The following is a 19,243-nucleotide window of genomic DNA, read 5'->3' as shown; positions in this document are numbered from 1 at the left end:
TCCAGAAAAGGGCCCCTTGTCCGTTTGAACTATCATCACTGCAGGCATTCACGCCTGAAAGACAAGCAGATCCATGGCCGAGAAAAAAGGCAATTCCAGCGAAAAAGTCCTGTACTGCTCCTTCTGCGGCAAAAGCCAGCATGAGGTGAAGAAGCTGATCGCTGGCCCATCGGTGTTCATTTGCGACGAGTGCATCGAGCTCTGCAATGACATCGTCCGCGACGAAGTGCCGGCCGACACGCCGCAGGCGCGCGCCAGCAAGTCTGATCTGCCGGTGCCCAGCGAGATCAAGGCCAGCCTCGATCAGTATGTGATCGGCCAGGACGTCGCCAAGCGCACCTTGTCGGTCGCGGTCTACAACCATTACAAGCGCCTGCGCCATATGGCCGGCACCAAGGACACGGTCGAGCTGTCCAAGAGCAACATCCTCTTGATCGGCCCCACCGGCTCCGGCAAGACCTTGCTGGCTCAGACCCTGGCGCGCTTGCTGAATGTGCCCTTCGTCATCGCCGACGCCACCACGCTGACCGAAGCGGGTTATGTGGGCGAGGATGTCGAGAACATCATCCAGAAGCTGCTGCAGAACTGCAATTACGACGTCGAGCGCGCCCAGCGCGGCATCGTCTATATCGACGAAATCGACAAGATCAGCCGCAAGGCCGACAACCCCTCCATCACCCGCGATGTGTCGGGCGAGGGCGTGCAGCAGGCTTTGCTGAAGCTGGTCGAGGGCACCATGGCTTCGGTGCCGCCGCAAGGTGGCCGCAAGCACCCGAATCAAGACTTCCTGCAGATCGACACGACCAACATCCTGTTCATCTGCGGCGGCGCTTTCGATGGCCTGGAGAAGGTCATCCAGAACCGTTCGGAAAAGTCCGGTATCGGCTTCGGCGCTTCGGTGCAGAGCAAGACCGACCGCCGCGCGGCCGAGCTGTTCCGCGAAGTGGAGCCCGAAGATCTGATCAAGTTCGGCATCATTCCCGAGTTGGTTGGACGTCTGCCGGTGGTGGCCACCCTGGGCGAGCTGACCGAAGACGCCCTGGTGCAGATCCTGACCGAGCCCAAGAACGCGCTGGTCAAGCAATACCAGCAACTGTTCGCCATGGACGGCGTCGAGCTGGAAGTTCGCCCCTCGGCCCTGACGGCCATCGCCCGCAAGGCGCTGGCGCGCAAGATCGGTGCCCGTGGTCTGCGCTCCATCATGGAGCTCTCGCTGATCGACACCATGTTCGAGCTGCCTGCCCTGGACGGCGTGGCCAAGGTGGTGCTGGACGAGCACAACATTGACGAAGCCGCCAAGCCCTTGCTGGTGTATCGCGAGCAGGCCAAGGCCAGCGCCTGAGGTCGAATGAAGACAAACGAACTGGCGGTGAATTGCCGTCAGTTCCATGCCCCCGGGCATCTTGCAATACAGCCCTCAGACCGCATCTGGGTCTGAGAAAGAGAGGTTTTCATGTCCGGTCATCCTGTTTTGCCTGCGGAACCCATCACCCTGCCGCTGCTGCCGCTGCGCGATGTGGTCGTGTTCCCGCATATGGTGATCCCGCTCTTCGTGGGTCGCCCCAAGTCCATCAAGGCCCTCGAAGCCGCGATGGAAGCAGGTCGCCAGATCATGCTGGTGGCCCAGAAGGCTGCCGGCAAGGACGAGCCCAAGTCGGACGATATGTTCGAAGTCGGTTGCGTCTCCAGCATCCTGCAAATGCTCAAGCTGCCCGACGGCACGGTGAAGGTGCTGGTCGAAGGACTGCAACGCGCCACCACCGCCTCGATCACCGACGGTGAAGAGCATTTCGTGGCCGAGGTGCTGCCCATCCCGCCCGAGACCGACCCCAAGCCCGAGGTCGAGGCCCTGCGCCGCGCAGTCACGCAGCAGTTCGACCAATACGTCAAGCTGAACAAGAAGATCCCGCCCGAGATCCTGACCTCGATCGGCGGCATCGACGACGCCGGCCGCCTGGCCGACACCATCGCCGCCCATCTGCCGCTCAAGCTCGACGCCAAGCAGTCGGTGCTGGATCTGGCCGAGGTCAGCAAGCGCCTGGAAACCCTGCTCGATCTGCTCGAGCATGAGGTCGACATCCTGCAGGTGGAAAAGCGCATCCGTGGCCGCGTCAAGCGCCAGATGGAGAAGAGCCAGCGCGAGTACTACCTGAACGAGCAGGTCAAGGCCATTCAGAAGGAACTCGGCGACGGCGAAGAGGGCGCCGATCTGGAAGAGCTGGACAAGAAGATCCAGGCCGCCCGCATGCCCAAGGAAGCGCGCAAGAAGGCCGACGCCGAGCTGAAGAAGCTCAAGCTGATGTCGCCCATGTCGGCCGAGGCCACGGTGGTGCGCAACTACATCGAGACCCTGGTCAATCTGCCCTGGAGCAAGAAGACCAAGATCAAGTTCGATCTGTCCAATGCCGTCGACGTGCTGAACGAAGACCATTACGGCCTGGACAAGGTCAAGGACCGCATCGTCGAGTACCTCGCCGTGCAACAGCGCGTGGACAAGGTCAAGGCGCCCATCCTGTGCCTGGTCGGCCCTCCGGGTGTCGGCAAGACCTCGCTGGGTCAATCGGTGGCGCGCGCCACCGGCCGCAAGTTCGTGCGCATGGCTCTGGGCGGCGTGCGGGATGAAGCCGAGATCCGTGGCCACCGCCGCACCTACATCGGCTCCATGCCGGGCAAGGTGCTGCAAAGCCTGTCCAAGGTCGGCACGCGCAACCCGCTGTTCTTGCTCGACGAGATCGACAAGCTGGGCATGGATTTCCGCGGTGATCCGTCTTCGGCCCTGCTCGAAGTGCTGGACCCGGAGCAGAACCACACCTTCGGTGACCACTACGTCGAGGTCGATTTCGACCTGTCCGATGTGATGTTCATTGCCACCTCCAATTCGATGAACATCCCGCCGGCCCTGCTGGACCGGATGGAAGTGATCCGCCTCTCGGGTTACACCGAGGACGAGAAGGTCAACATCGCCCAGCGCTATCTGCTGCCCAAGCAGAGCAAGAACAATGGCGTCAAGGACGAGGAGATGGAAGTCACCGAGTCCGCCATTCGCGGCATCATCCGCTACTACACCCGTGAAGCCGGTGTGCGTTCGCTGGAACGCGAAGTCTCCAAGATCTGCCGCAAGGTGGTGAAGGGCCTGACGCTCAAGACCATCGAGGGCAAGGCGGTGGTGACCGAGGACAACCTCCACGACTTCCTGGGCGTGCGCAAGTACGACTTCGGCCGCGCCGAGAAGAAGAACCAGGTCGGCCAGGTGGTCGGACTGGCCTGGACCGAGGTGGGCGGCGATCTGCTGACCATCGAAGCCACGGCCATGCCGGGCAAGGGCAACATCATCCGCACCGGTTCGCTGGGCGATGTGATGAAGGAATCCGTCGAGGCGGCGCGTACGGTGGTGCGTTCACGCGCCCGCCTGCTGGGCATCAAGGACGAGCTGTTCGAGAAGCGCGATGTGCACGTCCACGTGCCCGACGGCGCCACGCCTAAGGACGGCCCGAGCGCGGGTGCCGCCATGACCACGGCCTTTGTCTCGGCCCTGACGGGCATCCCGGTGCGTGCCGATGTGGCGATGACCGGTGAGATCACCTTGCGCGGTGAGGTCACTGCCATCGGCGGCTTGAAGGAGAAGCTGCTGGCGGCTCATCGTGGCGGCATCAAGACCGTGATGATCCCGGAAGAGAACGTCAAGGACTTGCAAGACATCCCCGAGAACGTCAAGAACCAGCTCGAAATCGTGCCGGTGCGTTGGATCGATCGGGTGCTGGAAGTGGCGCTGGAATCCATGCCCGTGCCGCTGCCCGATGATGAACCGGCGGCTGCGGCCAAGACCGAGCCGGTGGTGGCTGCGCCTGCGGCCACGCACTGACGCTGCGAAGTCGTCTCCCCGCTCGTTCCTCTGGATCGGGCAGGGGGCTTGCAGAACAGCAAAAATCTGGTTTAGAATCTGCGCTTCGACAGGTTGCCGAGGTAGCTGGAAACAGCAAAATCAGCAAGATGTTGAAGTAGCAAGCGATGCGGGTGTAGCTCAGTTGGTAGAGCGCAACCTTGCCAAGGTTGAGGTCACGAGTTCGAGCCTCGTTACCCGCTCCAGAAATACAAGAATCCACTCATGCTTGCATGAGGCGATTCGCAAAAAGGGAGGCCCCGGCTTCCCTTTTTTAATCAGCTGAAATCTCGGTTTCTGCTGATTAAAGGAAGAAGAGTTTGGCGCGATAGCAAAGCGGTTATGCCCCGGATTGCAAATCCGGTTAGTCCAGTTCGACTCTGGATCGCGCCTCCAAAATTTGATGTGCATATGCGGGTGTAGCTCAGTTGGTAGAGCGCAACCTTGCCAAGGTTGAGGTCACGAGTTCGAGCCTCGTTACCCGCTCCAAACAGGCGATTGGCCGGTGTTTGAAGAAACTGCTTCATGCAGAGACTAAGAAACCAGGCGCCGTTGGAACTAAAGAAGGGAAGCCTGATGGCTTCCCCTTTTTGTTTTGCGCCGTGCAATCAGCGTTGCAGACTGGAGCTGTGGGCGCCCAATGTTCAATGACCTGCGCAACTGAGGCTGGCGGTGGCAGCTGGGCCTGAACAGAGTTCGCGTCAAATCAAAATCTCGCGAGAAGGCTTGCGAGAAGCCAAATATTCGGTATAGAATGCAAGACTTCGCTGATAACGCATTTGATGATTTGAATGCAAAAACAGCGGAGCGAAAACAAGATGGACACAGTGTCATCACTTCGGAAGCTGGTTTGCTCGGCAAGCCGGTGAAAGAAAACGATGCGGGTGTAGCTCAGTTGGTAGAGCGCAACCTTGCCAAGGTTGAGGTCACGAGTTCGAGCCTCGTTACCCGCTCCAGATTTGTTTTCCCAACCCTACCAACGGGTTTGCTGCCGGTGCGGAGCAGATTCGAAAAATGCGGGTGTAGCTCAGTTGGTAGAGCGCAACCTTGCCAAGGTTGAGGTCACGAGTTCGAGCCTCGTTACCCGCTCCAGATCTGCAAAAGGGAAGCCAGCGGCTTCCCTTTTTGCATTCCACAGTCGCCGTGCATTCGCGTCAGCAGACGCAGCGATAATGCGCGACTTGACCGCCGCCCGGGTGGTGAAATTGGTAGACGCAGCGGACTTAAAATCCGCCGACCTCACGGTCGTACGGGTTCAAGTCCCGTCCTGGGCACCAGTAGCGCGCCAGCGTTTCAGGTGAAGGCTGCCAGCAAGCGCTCCAGCGCCACGGTGAAAGGCGTTTGCATCAGCGGCAGGGTGGCGACCATGCCGATCAGCCCAATGCTCACGGTTAGCGGGAAGCCGACCGAGAACACGCCGATCTGCGGCGCCACGCGCGAGATCACACCCAGCACCAGGTTCACAAACATCAGCATGGTGATCAGCGGCAAGGCGATCCACAGGCCGATGCGGAAGATCTCGGCGCCCCAGACCTGAGGCTTGGCCACGCGCAAGAAGTGGAAGGGCTCATCACCGACCGGGAAGACCTGAAAGCTCTGGATCAAGGCATTGATCAGCAGCAGATGGCCGTTGATGGCGATGAACAGAAAAGCCACCATGCTGCCGAAAAAGCGCGCACTGGCCGTGCCCTGGCTGCCCGTGGCGGGATCGAAGAAGCCCGCATAGTTCAGGCCCATCTGCAGGCCGATCAATTCCCCCGCAAACTCCAGCGAGGCGAACACCAAGCGAACCGCAAACCCCATGGACAGCCCGATCAACATCTGCTGAGCCAGCAGCAGCAGGAGCATGGGCAAAGAATCCAGCGGGGTCAGTGGCATGACCGGCAGCGAGGGCTGGGCCGCCAGCGAGATGAAGAGCGCCAGGCCGACCTTGACCCGCGCCGGCACATTGCGCTGGCTGAACACCGGCATGCCGGCAAACAGCGCCAGGGTGCGGACGAAGGGCCAAAGCAGCGGGTTCAACCACGCCAGCAGCTGCGCCTCCGTGACGGAAAACATCAGCTGACCACTTGCGGAATGGTTTTCAGCGTGCGCTGGATGTATTCGACCAGGGTGGTCACCATCCAGGGCCCGGTGATGGACAGCACCAGCACGGCCGCCAGCACCTTGGGCACAAAACTCAAGGTCGATTCATTGATCTGCGTGGCGGCCTGGAACACGCTGACCAGCACGCCGACGGCGAGCACGGTCAGCAGCACCGGCGCTGACACCAGCATCAGGACATAGAGGCCTTGCTGGCCGAAGGTGAAGACTTGTTGTGCGTCCATGCGTTGAGGGCTCCGGGGCTTCAGGTGACGAACGATGCGGCCAGCGAGCCGAGCAAGAGGTTCCAGCCATCGGCCAGAACGAAGAGCATGAGCTTGAAGGGAAGGGCCACCAGCACCGGCGACAGCATCATCATGCCCAGGCTCATCAGCACGCTGCTGACGATCATGTCGATCACCAGGAAGGGGATGAAGATCAGGAAGGCGATCTGGAAGGCGCTCTTCAGCTCGCTGGTCACAAAGGCCGGCACCAGCACTTTGAAGGGCACATCTTCGGCCTTCACGCTGTCATCGAGCTTGGCCAGGCGGGCAAACAGCGAGACATCGGCCTGGCGGGTCTGTTTGAGCATGAAGCTGCGCATCGGCGGCTCGGCCCGCTTAATGGCTTCCTCGAAGGGCAGGGCGCCGGTGCTGTACGGCTGCCAGGCTTCGGCGTAGACCTTGTCCAGGGTCGGGCTCATGACGAAGAAGGTCAGGAACAGCGACAGGCCGACGATCACCTGATTCGGCGGCGCGGCCTGGGTGCCCAGGGCCTGACGCATCAGCGAGAGCACGATGACGATGCGGGTGAAGCCCGTCATCATCAAGAGCACCGCGGGCAGAAAACCCAGCGCCGTGAAGAACAGCAGGGTCTGGATGGGCACCGAGAAGCTGCCGCCATTGGCGCCCTGGCCCAGCAGCAAAGGGATTGTGGCCGGCGGGGTGCTGCTCTGGGCCCAGGCGCTGGCAGACAGCAGCAGACCGGTGCTCAGCAAGGCAGCTCGGCCCAGCCAGGCTTCAGCTCGCATCGCGGCCTCCGGCAGATTTGTCTTCGACATGGGCTGGCGTCTGGCCGCGCAGGCGCGCGCCCAGCTGCTGCGCGAAACTGCCGTTAGCAAAGGGCGCCAGGCCCGTGGCACTCGGGGCTTCGGCCTGCGGCGGCATCACATGCAAGGTGTTGATCTGCTGGCCCGTCACCCCCAGCACCAGCCAGCGGCGGTCGTCGCCCTGGCCGACTTCCACCGTCAGCAGGCGTTGATTGGGCGCGATGGGCAGTTGCGCGACCAGGCGCATGGCGCCGTGAGTCTGGCTGCCCGCGCCGCCCAGAGGCGTGCGCTTGAGCAGCCACAGGGCCAGGGGAATCAGGCACAGAATGGCCAGAAACCAGAGCAGGGGCAGCAGGGGTGAGGAGTTCATGGGCCCGATTGTGGGCCAAGCCAGGGCGGCGATGCGCCCTGAAGTGCCGGGTCTTGCCCCGGGAACTTAGGCTTTTGCGTGCAGGGGCGCTCCAGCCTTGCGATCGAATCTCGCGATCAGGCCTTGGAGAGACGGCGCATGCGCTCCGAGGGTGTGACGATGTCGGTCAGGCGAATCCCGAACTTGTCGTTCACCACCACCACCTCACCCTGTGCGATCAGGTAACCGTTCACCAGCACGTCCATGGGCTCACCCGCCAGGGCGTCCAGTTCCACCACCGAGCCCTGCGCCAGCTGCAGGATGTTCTTGATCGGAATGCGGGTGCGGCCCAGTTCCACGGTCAGCTGGACGGGGATGTCCAGGATCATGTTGATGTCGCCGCTGGGCAGATTGTTGGGCGAGGGCGAGAAATTGGCGAAGCTGGCCGGCGCGACCTGCTCGCTGGGCTGGGATACTTCTTCGGCGACTTCGGCCGGTTTGGATTCCGCCAGGGCCGCCGCCCATTCGGCGGCCATGGCGTCTTGTTCTTCGGCGGAGGGGGTATCAGGTGACATTGCGTGCTCCCAGCCAACCCTGGTCAGGGCTGGTCAGCATTTGTTCCACTTTGATCGCGTACTTGCCATTCGAGGTGCCGTAGTGGCAGTCGTAAATCGGCACGCCGTCGATCTTGGCCTTGATCATGGTTTCCAGGTCCAGCTCGATGAAGTCACCCGGCTTGAAGGCCAGCAGTTGCTCCACCGTGGCCGGCGCCGTACCCAGCTCGGCCACCAGCTCCACCTGCGCGGCCTGGATCTGGTGCTTGAGCAGATTGACCCAGCGGCGGTCGGGCTCGGTGGAATCGCCCACTGTGGTCGAGTACAGCACGTCACGGATCGGCTCCAGCGTCGCGTAGGGGATGCAGAAGTAGACCGTGCCGCTGGTCTCGCCGATTTCCAGCGTGAACGAGGTCGACACCACGATCTCGCTGGGGGTGGCGATGTTGGCGAACTGGGGCTGCATTTCCGAGCGTTGGTATTCCAGCTCCAGCGGATAGATGCCTTTCCAGGCCTTGTGGTATTCGGCCGTGATGACCTCGACCAGGCGCAGGATCACGCGCTGCTCGGTGGCCGAGAAATCGCGGCCTTCGATGCGGGCGTGGAACTTGCCGATGCCGCCGAACAGCGAATCGATGACGGCGAACACCAGGGTCGGGTCGCAGACGATCAGACCCGAGCCGCGCAGCGGCTTGACCGAGACGATGTTGAAGTTGGTCGGCACCACGATCTCGCGCAGGAAGGCGCTGTACTTCTGCACCTTGATGCCGCCGATGGCCACTTCCGGGCTCTTGCGGATGAAGTTGAACAGGCCGACGCGGATGTTGCGCGCAAAACGTTCGTTGATGATTTCCATCGTGGGCATGCGCCCACGGACGATCCGTTCCTGGCTGGCCAGGTTGTAGTCGCGGATGCCACCAACCTGCTCCTCCTCGGCGTCGAGCTTCTGGCTCTCGCCGGTGATGCCCTGCAGTAGCGCATCAACTTCGTCTTGGGAGAGGATTTGCTGATTCATGGCGAATCACCGATCTGCTTCAAGAGCGGGCTCACTGGACGATGAAGGTGGAGAACAACACCTGGGTGACGGGGCTGACCACGGCTGGCTTCTTCTTTTTCTTTTTCTTCTTCGGCGCGGCCTCTTCCTCGTGCTCGTCTTCGTCCTCGAGCTCGATGCCCATGGGGCGCACCGATTCACGCAGAACCTCGCGGGCCAGCTTTTCCTTGCCCTCGCGGCTCAGCAACTCGGCCGATGTTTTGTGTGACAGCACCATCAGCACATTGCTGCGGATGGCGGGCAGGTAGGCCTTGATCTGATCGGCGGTCTTGGCGTCGATCACCTCCAGCGTGATGCCGACCTGGGCAAAGCGATCCACATCCTTGTCGGACAGATTGACGGTGAAGGGGTCCAGGGGCACGAACACCGGCGGTGTGCCTGGCTTGGGCGCAGCGTGGGCCGGGGCTTCCTGATGGGCGGCGGCTTCACCACCTTCCTCATCGTCCGCGGGCGGCTTCTTTTTCATCAGGAGCAAGGCGGCACCGCCGCCACCCAGAACCAGCACGAGCACGGCCGCGATGATGATGATCAGTTTTTTGTTGCCTCCGCCTTTGGGGGCATCGGCAGGCGCTGCGGCCGGTGTAGACATGAGGACTCCTGTGTACTTTCTTGCTCAAACAGCCGGCCACCACCGTGGCGCAGTCGCGCCCGGGCGCAGGGGCCAGGGTTCGGGTTGAAGCTGATTATTGATGCTGCTGTCCTGTCTCAAGGGGAGAAAAGGCCGACCGGCGCTCGTCATTTCAGGGCTGCCGAATGGGCTTGCATCTAGGCGTACAGATCGACCACGCCCTGGCTGCGTCGCGTGCCGCCGGCCGGGCCAGAGAGGCTGGCTTCGCTGCTGCTCACGCCCATCTCGAGTCGGTTGCCGCGGCCCTTGTGGCCGCGTCCGCTGTCGTCTCGTGCTTCGGTCTGGGCCGAGGGGTCCCGGGCTTGCTGGAACACGCCGCCGCCGCTCAGTGTCAGGCCGCTGTCGCGCAGGGCGGCTGCCAAGTCGGGCAGGCTTTGCTCCAGAATCTGGCGCGTCTCGGCATGCTCGGCGTGGAAGGAGATCTGTGCCTGCTGGCCTTCCAGCACGATTTGCACCTGCACCGGGCCCATCTCGGCCGGATTCAGGTGGAGCTGGGCTTCTTGCACGCCATCGGCGGCCAGCACACTGAGTCTCGCGCCCAGCTCGGGAGCGAACGCCGGGGCATGCAGCGGCGACTGCAGATGCAACTGGGCGCTCTCGGCGCTGCCGCTGTTGGCCGGTGTTTGGGCGGTGGCGTCGGCGGCCTGGCCGCGGCTCAGCGCATCCAGGCCTGTGGCAGCCTGGGCTGCGGTCAAGGCGGCGGGGGCGGGGCTGTTTGCATCCGGATAGCCGCTGGCGCCTTGAAGCATGCGGGCGAAGCTGCTGCCTTCGCTGCCGGCCAAGGGCAGCGTGCCGGCCGCGCCTGTGGCGGCTGGGCTGGCGCCCGTGGCATTCAGGTCCTTGCCGAACACCTGAGCCTGGGCGCGGTCCACGGTGCTGGCGCGCCGGCTGCCGAGATCGCTGGCACCGGGGATGCTGTCGCGCCGCAGGCTGCGGCTGCCGTCCGGGCGGGCCGTTGTGGGGGTCGTGGTGGCGTCGAGTTCACCCATCTCGCCGGGCCGGCCGCCGCGAGCGGCCTCGATGGCGAGTGCGTCGGAATCGCTGTCTTCTGCTTTGTCCTCAGGTTGAGCCTGCTCGCGGCTCTGGCCGTTCCAGGCCTGCGTGTCGCTGCGCGGTGTGCTGGGCTCGGCCGTGGCTGGGGCTTTGGGGGCGGCAGCGGTGTCGCCGCTGCGTTCATCGGCTGTGGGCTTGCGGGTGCTGGCGCTGCTGCGATCGAGTTCGGCACCGCTGTCGCTGCCGCCCGCTTTGCTGGGCGGCTGTGCGCTCAAGGCCTGGCGCTCGGCCGCGCCCGCGGCTTTGGCGGCGGACTGATTCTGGGCGCGGCGTGCGGCCAGCTTCTGTTCCTGGCTTTGCGTTTCGCTGCGGCGTTCGGCCAGACGTTCGGCGCTGCGGTCGGGCGTGGCCGGGCGCAGATTGGCCGGGGATGTGCTTGGGGGCGTGGGCGCTGCTGCAGCCGCGACCGTGGGCTTGGGTGCGGCGGCGGCCACATCCAGCTTGTTCAACATCTGCTTGAACTGCAGGGCGGTTTCTTCGCTGCTGGCGCTGGGCGTGAAACGTGGGGCTGCGGCGCCAGACTGGCGCAGGGCGGCCGCGCGGGCGCTGTCCTGGGCGGCCAGCAGCTGGGCATTCAAAGGGCTGGACATGGGGGCACTCCTGGCTTGCGCGGCCGGCTCAGGCGCTCAGGCGCACAAAGGGATTGGCGCCGGCGTAGGCAGCGCGCGAGGCCTGCTCGTCGGTGGCCTTCTGTTCCTGGCGTTGCGCGCTGCGGCTGATTTCCAGACGGCGGCGCTCCAGCAGCTTGCGCACCGAGGCCACGCGCATTTCCAGCGCTTGCAGCTGTTCGCGTGCGTTTTGCACGCGCTGGTCGGCGAACTCGGCAATGTGGCTCTGGCTGGTGATGGCGTCGTTCAGGCGCATGCCGAAGTTCTGGTAGCAGCCGACGATGTCCATCGTGCCCTGGCGGGCGAACTGCTGGCTCCAGCGCAGCTGGTAGTCGTTGCGGTACTGGGCCAGATCGCCGTGCTGGGCGCGCGCGCGCTGGGCGCGGGCCTGGGCGTCTTGCAGCTGGCGCAGGCCCTCGTCACGTTCGGCCTCGGCCCGTTCGAGCAGGATGCTCAGGACCTGGAGATTGCTGGAACTGCTGCTCATGTAGCGATCCTCGGTAAAGCGGCGAGGTCCGATGCGGACCTCTGGTGTATCGGCAGAATTCAGGCGTCCTTGATGACGGCCGACAGCTGGCGAACGCTGTCGGCCAGCAAGGCCGGGCTGTGCATGTCCTGCTGCAGCAGGCGGCTGATGTCGGGGTGCAGGCGCACGGCCAGGTCCAGTTCGTGGTCATGCCCGGGCGCGTAGGCACCCAGCTGGATCAGGTCGCGGGCCTTGTTGTATTTGGCGAGCAGCTGGCGGCAGCGGCGGGCGGCGTCGATATGGCTTTGCGGCGCCACATTGGTCATCACCCGCGAGATCGAGCGTTCGATGTCGATGGCCGGGTAATGGCCGGCCTCGGCCAGCTCGCGGCTCAGCACGATGTGGCCGTCCAGAATCCCGCGCGCCGCGTCGGCGATCGGGTCTTGCTGGTCGTCGCCTTCGCTGAGCACGGTGTAGAAGGCGGTGATCGAGCCTTCGCCCGGCAGGCCGTTGCCGCTGCGTTCCACCAGCTGGGGCAGCTTGGCGAAGCAGCTCGGCGGATAGCCCTTGGTGGCCGGCGGCTCGCCAATGGCCAGGGCGATCTCGCGTTGGGCCATGGCATAGCGGGTCAGCGAGTCCATCAGCAGCAGCACGTGCAGGCCTTGGTCGCGGAAGTTTTCGGCGATCGCCGTGGCGTAATGCGCACCTTGCATGCGCACCAGAGGCGGGGCATCGGCCGGCGCGGCCACCACGACCGAGCGCTGCAGGCCTTCCTCGCCGAGGATGTCCTCGATGAATTCCTTCACTTCCCGGCCGCGTTCGCCGATCAGGCCGACGACGATGACATCGGCCTGCGTGTAGCGGGCCATCATGCCCAGCAGCACCGATTTGCCGACGCCGGTGCCGGCGAACAGGCCCAGGCGCTGGCCTCGGCCGACGGTCAGCATGGTGTTGATGGCGCGCACGCCGGTGTCCAGGGCGCTACGCACCGGGTCGCGATCCATGGCATTGATGGGGCGGCGCACCATGGGCTCGGCATGGGTCATCTGCAGGGGGCCGCGGCGGTCCAGCGGATGGCCGTGCGAATCGACCACGCGGCCCAGCAGGCCCTGACCCATGGGCAGGTGCAGGCCACGGTCTTCGTTGCGGCGCCAGGGGTGCAGGGGTTTGCCCAGCTGCGGGCCCATCAGGGGCAGGGCGCGCGGCACGACCATGGCGCCGCTAGACAACCCCTGGATTTCATCGGTGGGCATCAGGTAGGCGCGGTCGCCCGAGAAGCCCACCACCTCAGCCTTGACCGGTCGCTGGCCGCGTTGCGGGTTGGCGCTGGAGCTGGGCATGTGGATCTCGCAGACCGAACCCACCGGCACCTTCACGCCCGTGGCTTCCAGCACCAGGCCGGCCACACGCACCAGCTTGCCCTGCGATTCCAGTGGCGTGCTGTTGCTGGCGAACTCCTGCAGATTGCTCAGGTACTGCAGCCAGCGGCCTTGGCGGCCAGCGGCTGGGCTGTCGTCCTGGGCTTCGTCGTCGGTGCGCTCGGCCTCGATCTCATCAGCCAGCGTTCCGTAGTACTGCTCCATCACAGGTCCTCCTGCGTGGGCTGGGTGGGCTCGGCATCGTTGCGGCCGCTGCGGCGGTCTTCCCACAGCGAGGCCTGGCCCATGGCCGCGGCGGCTTGCTGCCAGCGGGCGGCCAGGCTGGCGTCGACGCTGCTGATGTCGGAATCGACCCGGCAGCCGCCGCGTGGTACTTCGGGGTCAGGCAGGAGCTGGGCATCGCGGGCGCGCAGCTCCTCGCCGGCGCCTTCCTGCACCAGCGGGTAGTCGCTGGGATTGACGCGCACGCGCACGTGGCGGGCCGAGAGCTGCAGCGCTTCCACGGCATCGTGGGCCACCTTGGCGATGTGCTCCGGGCGCTGCGTGATCTCGCTGCGCACCACCTGGCGGGCCAGCTCCACGGCGCAGCGCGCCAGGCTGCGGGCCATCTCGTCCTCCAGGGCGCGGAAATCGGCGTCGAAGCTGCTCACCAGCTGGCCGATCTGAGCGCTCATCTGCTGGGCAAAGCTTTTCTTGAAGGCATCGAGCGCGGCCATGCCGTCGCGGTAGCCATCCTGGTAGCCGGCTTGACGGGCGGCGTGCAGCAGCTCCTGCAGATCGGGTTCCGGCGGCGGTGCGGGCTCGGCCACCTCGGGCTGGGCGTTGGCCGGGGCCGGTGCGCTGATCGGTGCGCGCTGGGTGTTCACGGCGCCGTGGAAGGCATCCGGGTTCCAGGCGGCAAAGCTCTGCACTTCCTCGCGTGGAATGAAGCGGCTGTAGCTGCTGGTGCGCGGCGGCGCCGACGGGTCACGCGGCGGCGGCGGCACTTGGCGGGGCGGGCGAGGGGTCATGACTCAATCGCCTCAAACAAACTGATCGTCGCCGCCGCCAGCCAGCACGATGGTCCCTTCGTCCACCAGACGGCGCACGATCTTGAGCATTTCCTTCTGCTCGGCTTCCACCTCGGACAGGCGCACGGGGCCGCGCGATTCCAGGTCTTCGCGCAGGGTTTCGGCCGCGCGGCTCGACATATTGCGCAGGATCTTTTCGCGCAGCTCGGCGCTCGCGCCCTTGAGAGCCACCACCAGGGATTCGCTCTGCACTTCCTTGAGCACGGCCTGGATGCCCTTGTCGTCGATCTTGTCCAGATCGTCGAAGGTGAACATGTTGTCCATGATCTTCTGGGCCAGATCGGCATCGGCTTCGCGGATGTAATCCAGCACCGAAGCCTCCACGCTGGAGCCCAGCATGTTGATGATTTCCGCCGCGGTCTTGACGCCGCCGAGGTTGGATTTCTTCATGCGCTCGCCGCCGGCCAGCACCTGGCTCATGACCTCGTTCAGGTCCTTCAGCGCCATGGGCTGGATGCCGTCCAAGGTGGCGATGCGTACCAGCACCTCGTTGCGCTGACGCTCGGTGAAGACCTTGAGCACCGAGCTGGTCTGGTCAAAGTCCAGATGGGCCAGGATGGCGGCAATGATCTGCGGGTGTTCGTTGCGCAGCAGCTCGGCCACCGAGGCCGCGTCCATCCACTTCAGGCTTTCGATCGAGGACACATCGCTGCCTTGCAGGATGCGGTCGAGCAGCAGATTGGCCTTGTCTTCGCCCAGGGCCTTGCGCAGCACCTGACGCACGTATTCATCGGTGTCGGAGACCAGGGTGCTCTGGGTTTCGGCCACGGCGTCGAAGCGGGTCAGCACCTGCTCGACCTTGTCACGGCCCACGACCTTCAGCTTGGCAATGGTCTCGCCCAGCTTCTGCACCTCTTTCGGGGCCAGATGCTTGAAGACTTCCGACGCTTCCTCCTCGCCGAGAGACATCAGCAAGATGGCAGCGTCTTCGATTCCTTTGTCATCCATGGTCGGGCTCGTTGGTCAATGTGGCGGGGGAGACGCGCGGCCGGTCCGGCTCACTCGACCTCACCGTTGATCCAGTTGCGCATGATGTTGGCCACGGCAATCGGGTTCTCGCGAGCCAGTGCGCGGGCACGCTCAAGTTTTTCGTTAGCCACCGGGCCGCTCAGGGCGGGCAGGCCGCCGTCGGCGCCCAGGGCGGGCAGTTCGTTCTCGTCGTCGACCACGGCGTTGAGCTGCGAGGCGGTGTCGCTGGCTTCCGGCGGTGGCGGGTTGGCGGCCTTGATGGCCGGGCGCACCATGCCGAACACGGCAATCAGGGCCACCAGCACCAGGGCCAGTGGCACGGCAGCGCTGCGCAGCAGGTCCAGCACAAAGGGCTGCTTCCACAGCGGCAGTTCCACTTCTTCTTGCTTGTCTTGCAGGAAGGGCGCGCTGATGATCTTGAGCGAGTCACCACGCTCCTGGTTGAAGCCCATGGTCTCCTTGACCAGAGCGGTCAGCTTGTCCAGCTCTTCCTGCGGCACAGGGATGTTGGCAACCTTGGACTTGGGGTCGGTGTTGGGGCGGTGGTTGATGACCACGGCCGCATTCAGGCGGCGCACATTGCCGGTGGCGTTGCGCACCACGCGCACGGTCTTGTCGAGCTCGTAGTTGGTGATGGAGTCGCGCTTGGTGCTGTTGCTGGGCGAACCGCCGGCGGCCTGCAGTGGCGCAGCTTCGCCTTCGATGGGTGCGGTGGCCGGGGCTTGCGGCTGGTTGGCGGCGGCACCGGGCACGCCGGTCGGTGGCGCGGGCGTGCCGTTGACGGACTCGTTGGTCTGGGCGCTGCGCACCGCGGCGGTGGCGCCTTGGCCTCGATTGGGCTTGTACTCTTCGGCCGTGCTCTCGATCTGCGAAAAGTCGACATCGGCCGTCACCGTGGCGCGCAGATTGCCGCGGCCCACCACTGGCTCCAGCAGCTCATAAATGCGCTTGTTGAAGTTCGATTCGATTTGCTGCTTGTATTGCAGCTGTTGGCTGTCCAGGCCATTGCTGGCTTCCGGGCTGTTGGACAGCAGGGCTCCGGTCTGATCCAGCACGCTGACGGCCTTGGCCGACAGACCCGGCACGCTGGCCGAAACCAGGTGGACGATGCCGGCGATCTGGGCGCGATCCAGCGAGCGGCCGCCGCGCAGGGTCAGCATGACCGAGGCGCTGGGCTTTTGCTGCTCGCGGAAGAAGCCGTTTTGCTCCGGCATGGCCAGGTGCACGCGGGCATCGGCCACATCGGCCAGGGCGGTGATGGTGCGGGTCAGTTCGCCTTCCAGGCCGCGCTGGAAGTTCAGCCGTTCGTTGAACTGGGTCTGGCCGATGGAGCTCTTGTCCATCAGCTCGAAGCCCACGCTGCTGCCCTTGGGCAGGCCGGCCGAGGCCAGCTTCATGCGCACGTCGTAAACCTGGGCCGCCGGCACGAGAATGGTGCCGCCGGGTTCGTGGCGGTAGGGCACGTTCAGCTGGGCCAGCTGGGCGATGACGGCGCCGCCGTCCTTGTCGGACAAGCCGGTGAACACCGGCCGGTAGTCGCCCTGGTTGGACCACAGGGTGATGGCCAGCACGGCGGCGGCCAGCATGGCCAGGCCGCCGCCCATCATCAGCTTGTTGCGCACCGGCAAGGCTGCAAGGCGGGCACCGAAGCTGGCAGGCTCGGGTGTCACCAAGGGCAGGGTGTTGGCGGCGGGGCTGAGGGCGTTGTCCATGAGTCGGGCCGGGCTGGAGGGCGGGTCTGTCGGTCTGAAAGTGAAGAGGCGGGTGCCAATCCGTGATGGTTTTCACGGCGGGCGACAGGCATTGCCGATGCATTGAATTATTCGGATTTGCCCCCTCAAGAAAGCCTGGAACAGGCCGAAGAACCGAGCGCAGTTCCCTCCTTCAGGCGGCGCGTCCGGGCCTACAGTTCCCTCCATCGCTCCGGCCCTGGCTTCGCCTTGGCCACGGGGCGTGGATGGAGTCCCTTGTCATGGAACTGAAGCTCAGACCTTTTGATTTCGCCCAGGCCACCGCGCGCGCTGGCCTGAACATCAATGGCGAGCCGCTGTCCAAGGCCAAGGCCACGGGCGGCGCCAGTTTTGGCGACGCCATGGCCCAGGCCATGCAAGGCGTGAGTCGCTCGCAGAACGAGGCCTCACGCTTGCAGCGCGAGGTGCAGCTGGACAACCCGACCGTCAGCCTGGAAGAGACCATGGTGGCCATGCAGAAGGCCCAGATCGGTTTCCAAGCCACCTTGCAGGTCCGCAACCGCCTGGTGTCCGCCTATTCGGAAATCATGAACATGCAGGTCTGACGGGGTAGGGGGGGGCTGAGGCTCCGCCCGTCCCGCGGCATTCGATGCTGTTTCTTGCGCAAGGCTTCCCGCGTTGCGCTCCAGGCCCGAGGCCTTCAGCAGGGCGAGGCCGTCTGGGCTGCCGGCCCGCACACCTGCACCCGCCCCATGCTGTTGAGTTCTACGCGCAGGGCTTGGCCCTTGCCGGTGCTGAAGGCCGTGGCGCCATGTCGCGGCGCCTGGCCCAGGGCTGGCTCAAACTCGGCATCGACGGCTGAATCCATCCGAACATCGGGGTAGTCACGCCCCTTGCTACGGGTCAGTGTGCAGGCGGTGGCTCGCCCAGTGGCTGGATCGAAGGACTTGCTGCTGCCGGCCACCGTGGGGCCGCAGTCGCAGGGGTGGTCGCGGCTGATGCCCCAGCACCACTCTGGCCCGGCCTGAAAGCTCACGAACACCGGGCTGCGCTGGGACACGCTCATCTCCCGCGCGTTGCGCAGGTCCATCAGCAGGCTGTTGGCCGCGTCGCGCAGCTGCTGGCGCTGGATGAAGCTGCGGTAACTGGGCACGGCAACGGCCATCACCACGGCCAGCACGGCCATGACCACGGCCGCTTCGAGCAGGGTGAAGCCGCGGTGCATGTTCGGGCGGCTGTTGTGATTCATGGGGTGCCCTGGGCCTTGCGCAGCAGGCGTGCCATCTTCTGCGCCTGTTCCACATAGTGTTGCAGATCACGCTCGGCGAGTGGGTCGAGGTTCTCGAAGGTCAAGCCCAGCTGGCGGCTGCCGTCGGTTTGCGGGCGCACATGCTGCAGGCGCAGATCCACCATCAGGCGGGTGTGCCGGTCCAGCTCCACCCGCACGGCCTGCAGCAGCTGGCCGGTGGCCGGCGCAGCCGGCCCGGGCGGCAGCAGCAGGGCCAGGCCACCGAGGCTCAGGTCCAGCACGCGCAGGCTGAGGGTGATGGGGCTGGCCTCGTCGGCGCCGGGCACGCAGACATGGGCTTGCGGCGTGCGGCTGGTCGGGCGCACGCGAAAGGCCTGGCGGCGCTGAAAGCGGTAGAGCTGCTGAGGCAGATTGGCGTGCAGCAGATCATCCTGGCTGGCTTGCGGGCCGGCTTGCAAAAGCATCAGCCCCTCCAGATCGAACTGCAGGCGGATCTGGTCCAGATAGGCCACGGCTGTCAGCTCCTGGGCGCCCAGCAGGTTCGGCAGCGGGCTGGCGGCTGCGGGCCGGTCCAGCAGCAATCGGCCCTTGTCGGCATCGAGTTCGCAGACTCGGGTGGAGAGGCTGAGGCCCTCCGGTGTGCTGAGGATCAGCGGGGTCTGCTCCTGCTGCAGGCGCTGCAGCAGACCGAGAATCTCGACCGGGGACTGGATACGAAAATCGCCCGAGTCGGCAGAGGCAGCCGAGTCGGGCGAGGTGGAGGGAGGCGGAGTGGAGCTCATGCGGGAGGGGCGGTTTCGCCCGGGGGGTCTGGCAGGCTCCCGGGCGGCGCGTTGAAAGACCGTGGGCCGGTGTTCAGTGCAAGGTTTTGCTCTTGCCGGACAGCACCTGGTCCAGATCATCCAGCCAGGGTTCGGCCAGATGGCGGATCTCGGCGTCGTTGAGCAGGATGCGCTGCATGATGCGTGTCTTCAGCTTGTTCTCTTCGGGGGCCAGTTTTTCACCGGCAGCGGCATGCTTGAGCTGGGAGATCAGCAGCACGCAAGCGCCCTCGAGCTTGACGACTTCGTCCCAGTTGCCGGTGCGTGCGGCGGACAGCATATCGGCGCTGGCTTGCTCAATGGCTTCGTAGTAGCTCAGAAGTTGGGTGTTCATCACAATTT

Annotated in this window: 19 protein-coding genes and 6 tRNA genes; 9 read left to right on the top strand and 16 right to left on the bottom strand. The window is 64.8% G+C overall.

The window, feature by feature from the left end:
- Positions 1-73: 73 nt before the first annotated feature.
- The 8 genes from clpX (at position 74) to OOB33_RS20790 (ending at position 5,157) form a co-directional block, all read left to right on the top strand.
- Entirely contained in the window at positions 74-1,342 is a 1,269-nt protein-coding gene (clpX, locus tag OOB33_RS20825) for an ATP-dependent Clp protease ATP-binding subunit ClpX (protein WP_102769771.1), read from the top strand.
- 111 nt (positions 1,343-1,453) lie between these two features.
- Positions 1,454-3,862 (top strand): endopeptidase La, encoded by a 2,409-nt coding sequence (gene lon / locus OOB33_RS20820; RefSeq protein ID WP_271009981.1) that lies wholly within the window; start codon positions 1,454-1,456, stop codon positions 3,860-3,862.
- A gap of 148 nt (positions 3,863-4,010) precedes the next feature.
- Positions 4,011-4,086, top strand: a tRNA-Gly gene (locus tag OOB33_RS20815).
- A 116-nt stretch (positions 4,087-4,202) separates the two neighbouring features.
- Positions 4,203-4,276: transfer RNA gene (locus OOB33_RS20810), tRNA-Cys, on the top strand.
- 17 nt (positions 4,277-4,293) lie between these two features.
- A tRNA-Gly gene (locus OOB33_RS20805) sits at positions 4,294-4,369 on the top strand.
- Positions 4,370-4,760: 391 nt separating this feature from the next.
- Positions 4,761-4,836, top strand: a tRNA-Gly gene (locus OOB33_RS20800).
- Between the two features lie 60 nt (positions 4,837-4,896).
- Positions 4,897-4,972 (top strand) — tRNA-Gly (locus OOB33_RS20795).
- Between the two features lie 98 nt (positions 4,973-5,070).
- Positions 5,071-5,157: transfer RNA gene (locus OOB33_RS20790), tRNA-Leu, on the top strand.
- A 16-nt stretch (positions 5,158-5,173) separates the two neighbouring features.
- Here the strand turns inward: OOB33_RS20790 and fliR are convergent.
- The 13 genes from fliR to fliF all read right to left on the bottom strand — a co-directional run bounded on the left by fliR (position 5,174) and on the right by fliF (position 16,852).
- Positions 5,174-5,938 (bottom strand): flagellar biosynthetic protein FliR, encoded by a 765-nt coding sequence (fliR, locus tag OOB33_RS20785; protein WP_171827918.1) that lies wholly within the window; start codon positions 5,936-5,938, stop codon positions 5,174-5,176.
- Positions 5,938-6,207, bottom strand: a complete 270-nt coding sequence (fliQ, locus tag OOB33_RS20780) for a flagellar biosynthesis protein FliQ (RefSeq protein WP_102769774.1) — start codon at positions 6,205-6,207, stop codon at positions 5,938-5,940. Before fliQ ends, fliR begins: the two co-directional genes overlap by 1 nt.
- A 20-nt stretch (positions 6,208-6,227) precedes the next feature.
- On the bottom strand, positions 6,228-6,992 hold the full coding sequence (gene fliP, locus OOB33_RS20775) for a flagellar type III secretion system pore protein FliP (protein WP_102769775.1): 765 nt from the start codon (positions 6,990-6,992) through the stop codon (positions 6,228-6,230).
- Entirely contained in the window at positions 6,982-7,380 is a 399-nt protein-coding gene (locus tag OOB33_RS20770; RefSeq protein WP_102769776.1) for a FliO/MopB family protein, read from the bottom strand. Before OOB33_RS20770 ends, fliP begins: the two co-directional genes overlap by 11 nt.
- Before the next feature lie 116 nt (positions 7,381-7,496).
- Positions 7,497-7,934, bottom strand: coding sequence for a flagellar motor switch protein FliN (gene fliN, locus OOB33_RS20765; protein WP_102769777.1), 438 nt, complete (start codon positions 7,932-7,934; stop codon positions 7,497-7,499).
- Positions 7,924-8,928: a flagellar motor switch protein FliM gene (fliM, locus tag OOB33_RS20760; protein ID WP_102769778.1), complete on the bottom strand. Its 1,005-nt coding sequence runs from the start codon at positions 8,926-8,928 to the stop codon at positions 7,924-7,926. The genes fliN and fliM overlap by 11 nt, the downstream gene beginning before the upstream one ends.
- 31 nt (positions 8,929-8,959) lie before the next feature.
- Positions 8,960-9,556, bottom strand: a complete 597-nt coding sequence (locus OOB33_RS20755) for a flagellar basal body-associated FliL family protein (protein WP_102769779.1) — start codon at positions 9,554-9,556, stop codon at positions 8,960-8,962.
- Positions 9,557-9,732: 176 nt separating this feature from the next.
- A complete protein-coding gene (locus OOB33_RS20750) occupies positions 9,733-11,238 on the bottom strand; it encodes a flagellar hook-length control protein FliK (protein ID WP_271009980.1) in 1,506 nt (501 codons plus the stop codon).
- Positions 11,239-11,266: 28 nt separating this feature from the next.
- Entirely contained in the window at positions 11,267-11,743 is a 477-nt protein-coding gene (fliJ, locus tag OOB33_RS20745) for a flagellar export protein FliJ (RefSeq protein WP_271009979.1), read from the bottom strand.
- 59 nt (positions 11,744-11,802) lie between these two features.
- Positions 11,803-13,305, bottom strand: a complete 1,503-nt coding sequence (fliI, locus tag OOB33_RS20740; protein ID WP_102769782.1) for a flagellar protein export ATPase FliI — start codon at positions 13,303-13,305, stop codon at positions 11,803-11,805.
- Positions 13,305-14,111, bottom strand: coding sequence for a FliH/SctL family protein (locus OOB33_RS20735; protein ID WP_271009978.1), 807 nt, complete (start codon positions 14,109-14,111; stop codon positions 13,305-13,307). The genes fliI and OOB33_RS20735 overlap by 1 nt, the downstream gene beginning before the upstream one ends.
- Before the next feature lie 12 nt (positions 14,112-14,123).
- A complete protein-coding gene (gene fliG / locus OOB33_RS20730) occupies positions 14,124-15,119 on the bottom strand; it encodes a flagellar motor switch protein FliG (protein WP_102769784.1) in 996 nt (331 codons plus the stop codon).
- Between the two features lie 50 nt (positions 15,120-15,169).
- Positions 15,170-16,852 (bottom strand): flagellar basal-body MS-ring/collar protein FliF, encoded by a 1,683-nt coding sequence (gene fliF / locus OOB33_RS20725; protein WP_102769785.1) that lies wholly within the window; start codon positions 16,850-16,852, stop codon positions 15,170-15,172.
- Between the two features lie 260 nt (positions 16,853-17,112).
- Between fliF and fliE the strand changes: the two genes are divergently transcribed.
- Complete coding sequence (gene fliE / locus OOB33_RS20720) at positions 17,113-17,436, top strand: flagellar hook-basal body complex protein FliE (protein WP_102769786.1); 324 nt, start codon at positions 17,113-17,115, stop codon at positions 17,434-17,436.
- Positions 17,437-17,531: 95 nt separating this feature from the next.
- Here fliE and OOB33_RS20715 read toward each other — a convergent pair whose 3' ends face one another.
- From OOB33_RS20715 to OOB33_RS20705, 3 genes are all read right to left on the bottom strand, one after another.
- Entirely contained in the window at positions 17,532-18,080 is a 549-nt protein-coding gene (locus OOB33_RS20715) for a pilus assembly FimT family protein (RefSeq protein WP_271009977.1), read from the bottom strand.
- Positions 18,077-18,862 (bottom strand): flagellar brake protein, encoded by a 786-nt coding sequence (locus OOB33_RS20710; protein ID WP_271009976.1) that lies wholly within the window; start codon positions 18,860-18,862, stop codon positions 18,077-18,079. Before OOB33_RS20710 ends, OOB33_RS20715 begins: the two co-directional genes overlap by 4 nt.
- A gap of 73 nt (positions 18,863-18,935) precedes the next feature.
- Positions 18,936-19,235, bottom strand: a complete 300-nt coding sequence (locus OOB33_RS20705; RefSeq protein ID WP_102769789.1) for a flagellar protein FliT — start codon at positions 19,233-19,235, stop codon at positions 18,936-18,938.
- Positions 19,236-19,243: the final 8 nt, after the last annotated feature.

Origin of the sequence: Paucibacter sp. B51 (assembly GCF_027863535.1) — a bacterium.
GTDB lineage: Bacteria > Pseudomonadota > Gammaproteobacteria > Burkholderiales > Burkholderiaceae_C > Paucibacter_A > Paucibacter_A aquatilis.
This window is presented reverse-complemented; position numbering and strand designations above follow the sequence as displayed.